General features: G+C 68.8%; 1 protein-coding gene. It reads right to left on the bottom strand.

Features of this window, described 5'->3' with window-relative positions; genetic code table 11:
- A partial coding sequence (locus tag ABT296_RS38430) for an acyltransferase domain-containing protein (protein ID WP_351934769.1) occupies positions 1-3,470 on the bottom strand: 3,470 nt, incomplete at its 3' end.
- Positions 3,471-3,493 lie beyond the last annotated feature (23 nt).

Here is a 3,493-nt window from a genome sequence, read left to right as displayed (position 1 = left end):
CCCGCATGCACCAACACCGTCTCACCAGGCCGAACCCCACCCAGATCAACCAGCCCGTAGAACGCCGTCAGGAACACCACCGGAACCGACGCCGCATGCTCGAACGACCAACCCTCCGGCATCGGCACCAGAACGCGGGCATCAGCCACGGCAACCGGCCCGAAGCTCTCCATGACGAGGCCCAGCACCCGGTCGCCGACGGCGAACCCGGTGACGCCCTCGCCGACTTCGAGCACAACACCCGCTGCCTCGCTGCCCAGTACCGGTCGACCCGGATACATGCCGAGGCTCATCAGGACGTCGCGGAAGTTCACGCCGGCCGCCCGGACAGCAACCCGAACCTGCCCCGCCTCCAACGGCGCCGAAGCCTCCGGAGCCTCAACCAGCCCCAGCCCCTCCAACGTGCCCTCACCCGACACGTCCAGCCGCCACCCGGTACCACAAGAAGCCGGAACCACCAGGTCACCACCAGCCACCGCACGCACAAGACGCGGCACCAGCACCCGGCCCCCACGCACCGCCACCTGCGGCTCACCACAGTCCAGGGCCAACCGCACGTCGGTGTCATCCAGCGACTCAACTGCAGGGTCCACGTCGACCAGCACCATGCGGCCGGGGTTCTCCGACTGGGCGGACCGGACGAGGCCCCAGACACCGGCGCCAGAGAGGTCTACGACCGCTTCACCATCCGTGGCCACGGCACCACGCGTGACCACCACGAGCCGTGATCCGGCCAGCCGTTCGTCACCCAGCCAGCCCTGCACCAATTCCAGCGCCTCGAGGACAGCTCGGGCATCGGCATCGATCTCGACGAGCCCAGGTGCACCCGTAGTAGTACCGGACACGTCGACATACGCCACCTCTGGAGCCACGGCGCCAGCGTCGAGAGCGGTGAGTACGGCATCGATTCCGGCGTACCGCGCCAAGTGCGGGCTCGAATCCGGAGTCACGGCAGGCTGAGCCGCGACCGGAGGCTCCGTCCACTCCAGCCGGTAGAGCGAGTCAGGCCCACTCGCGGAAGCGGCGGTCAGCTGTTCCGCGGCGACCGGACGCAGCAACAGCGACTCGACGACGGCTATCGGCTGACCGGCCCGGTCCGCCAGCTCCACGGAGACGGTGTCGCCGCCGAGAGGCTTGACGCGAACCCTGGCCGCGGTGGCCCCGGACGCGTGAAGGGTCACGCCTTCCCAGAGGAACGGCAGTCGCAGACCGTCGCCCGCTTCCGAGGTCGCGAGAATCGTGTGGAGCGCCGTGTCCAGCAGAGCGGGATGTACGCCGAAGGCCGCCGTCTCCCCATGCTGCTGCTCCGCCAGGGACACTTCGGCAAAGACCTCGTCGCCCCGGCGCCAGACGGCGGTGAGGCCCTGGAACGCGGGGCCATAGCTGTAGCCGGCGGCCTCAGCGGACGCGTAGAAGTCGGAGACGTCCACCTGGTGTGCGTCAGCGGGAGGCCACACCGAGAAGTCGGCCGACATCTCGCCGCGCCCGGCACTGGCCAGGACGCCCTCCGCGTGCAGGGTCCACGGGGCGTCCGCATCCTCATGACGGGAGTAGACGGCGATGCTTCGGTTCCCAGCCTCATCCAGGGAGCCAACGACAACCTGGACCTGGACCCCGCCCTGCTCGGGCAGGACCAGCGGCGCCTGAAGCGTCAGTTCACGCACACACCCGCAACCGACCTCGTCCCCAGCGCGTACCGCCAGCTCCACGAAGGCCGTACCCGGCAGCAGCACCGACCCCGCCACGGCGTGATCCGCCAGCCAGGAGTGCGTCTTCAGCGAAAGGCGCCCCGTCAGCAGCACGCCGTCCCCGGCCGCGAGTACGACGGCAGCGCCCAGCAACGGATGCCCGGCCTCGCCGAGTCCGAGCCCAGCCGGATCGCCGGTCGTAGCGGTGTCGGTCAGCCAGTAGTGGTCGCGTTGGAAGGCGTAGGTGGGCAGGTCGACACGGCGGGGATTGCGGTCGGCGAAGAGGGCGGGCCAGTCGACGTCGACTCCGGCAGCCCAGAGGCGGGAGACGGCCGACGTGAACGTCTCCACCTCGTCGTGATCGCAGCGGGTGGCCGGAACGAAGAGCCCTTCCACGCACTCCGCGCCCATCGCGGTCAGCGTCGCATCCGGACCCAGCTCAAGGAACTTCGTCACGCCCGCATCGGCCAGCCAGCTGACACCGTCGGCGAAACGAACCGATTCCCGGATATGCCGCACCCAATATGCGGGCGTGCACAACTCCTCACCGGCGACAGTGCCGGACACATTCGAGATCACCGGGATCCGGGGCTCGGAGAACTCAATGCCCGCCGCTACCTGCTCGAACTCGGCGAGCATCGGCTCCATGAGCGAGGAATGGAAGGCGTGGGAAACCGTAAGCCTTCGAGTCTTCACCCCGGCAGCAGTCAACTGCACACGCACGGCCTCGATTTCAGCCTCGGGACCCGAAAGAACAACAGATGCGGGCCCATTCACGGCTGCCACATCCACCGAGCCCAGCACATCTTCGACGTCCGCCAAAGCAGCCTGGACCGAGAGCATCGCCCCGCCCGAAGGCAGCGCCTGCATCAACCCACCCCTGGCAGCCACCAAACGACAGGCATCCCCCAGCGAGAACACCCCCGCCACATACGCAGCGACCAACTCCCCGACCGAATGCCCCATCACGAAGTCAGGGCGGACACCCCACGACTCGACAAGCCGATAAAGCGCCACCTCGACCGCGAACAACCCCGCCTGCGTGAACACCGTCTCGTCCAACACACCGGGCGTCTCATCCGCCAGGACGTCCGCCAACGATCGCGGCAGCAGCCCCTCGAATCCCGCACACACCTCACCCAACGCGTCCGCGAACACCGGGAACCGAGCGGTAAGTTCACGCCCCATCCGCGCCCGCTGAGCCCCCTGCCCCGTGAACAGCGCAGCGAGCCGACCCTCAACAACAGCGCCCGAAGGCTCAACCCGCTCAAGCCCAGCCGCCAACTCCCCGCCATCGGCACCCCACACCACAGCCCGATGGCTCAACGCCGCCCGCCCACTCGCCAGCGACCACCCGACATCCACCGGATTTAGCACCCCGGCGACTTCAGCCAGCCGGCCCGCCTGAGCCACCAACGCCTCGGCAGAGCCCCCCGACACCACCCACGGAACCAGCCCACCAGCACCAGCACCAGCACCAGCACCAGCACCAGCAGGCGGCGTAGCAATAGCCTCCGCCTCCGGCGCCTGCTCCAAAATCACATGGGCGTTCGTGCCACCGATACCGAAGGCCGAGACCCCGGCCCGGCGGGGCCGCCCCGTCTCGGGCCAGTCCATTCCCTCGGTGAGCAGTTCGACCGAGCCGTTCGACCAGTCGACGTGCGGGCTCGGCTCGTCCACATGCAGGGTGCGCGGCAGTTCGCCGGCCCTCAGGGCCATCACCATCTTGATGACACCCGCGACACCCGCCGCGGCCTGCGCATGCCCGATGTTCGACTTCACCGACCCCAGCCACAACGGCCGCT

The sequence above is a fragment of the Streptomyces sp. NPDC000983 genome, assembly GCF_040299205.1.
Classification (GTDB): Bacteria; Actinomycetota; Actinomycetes; order Streptomycetales; family Streptomycetaceae; genus Streptomyces.
The sequence above is the reverse complement of the archived record's forward strand: the minus strand, read 5'-3'. Positions and strand labels throughout refer to the sequence as shown.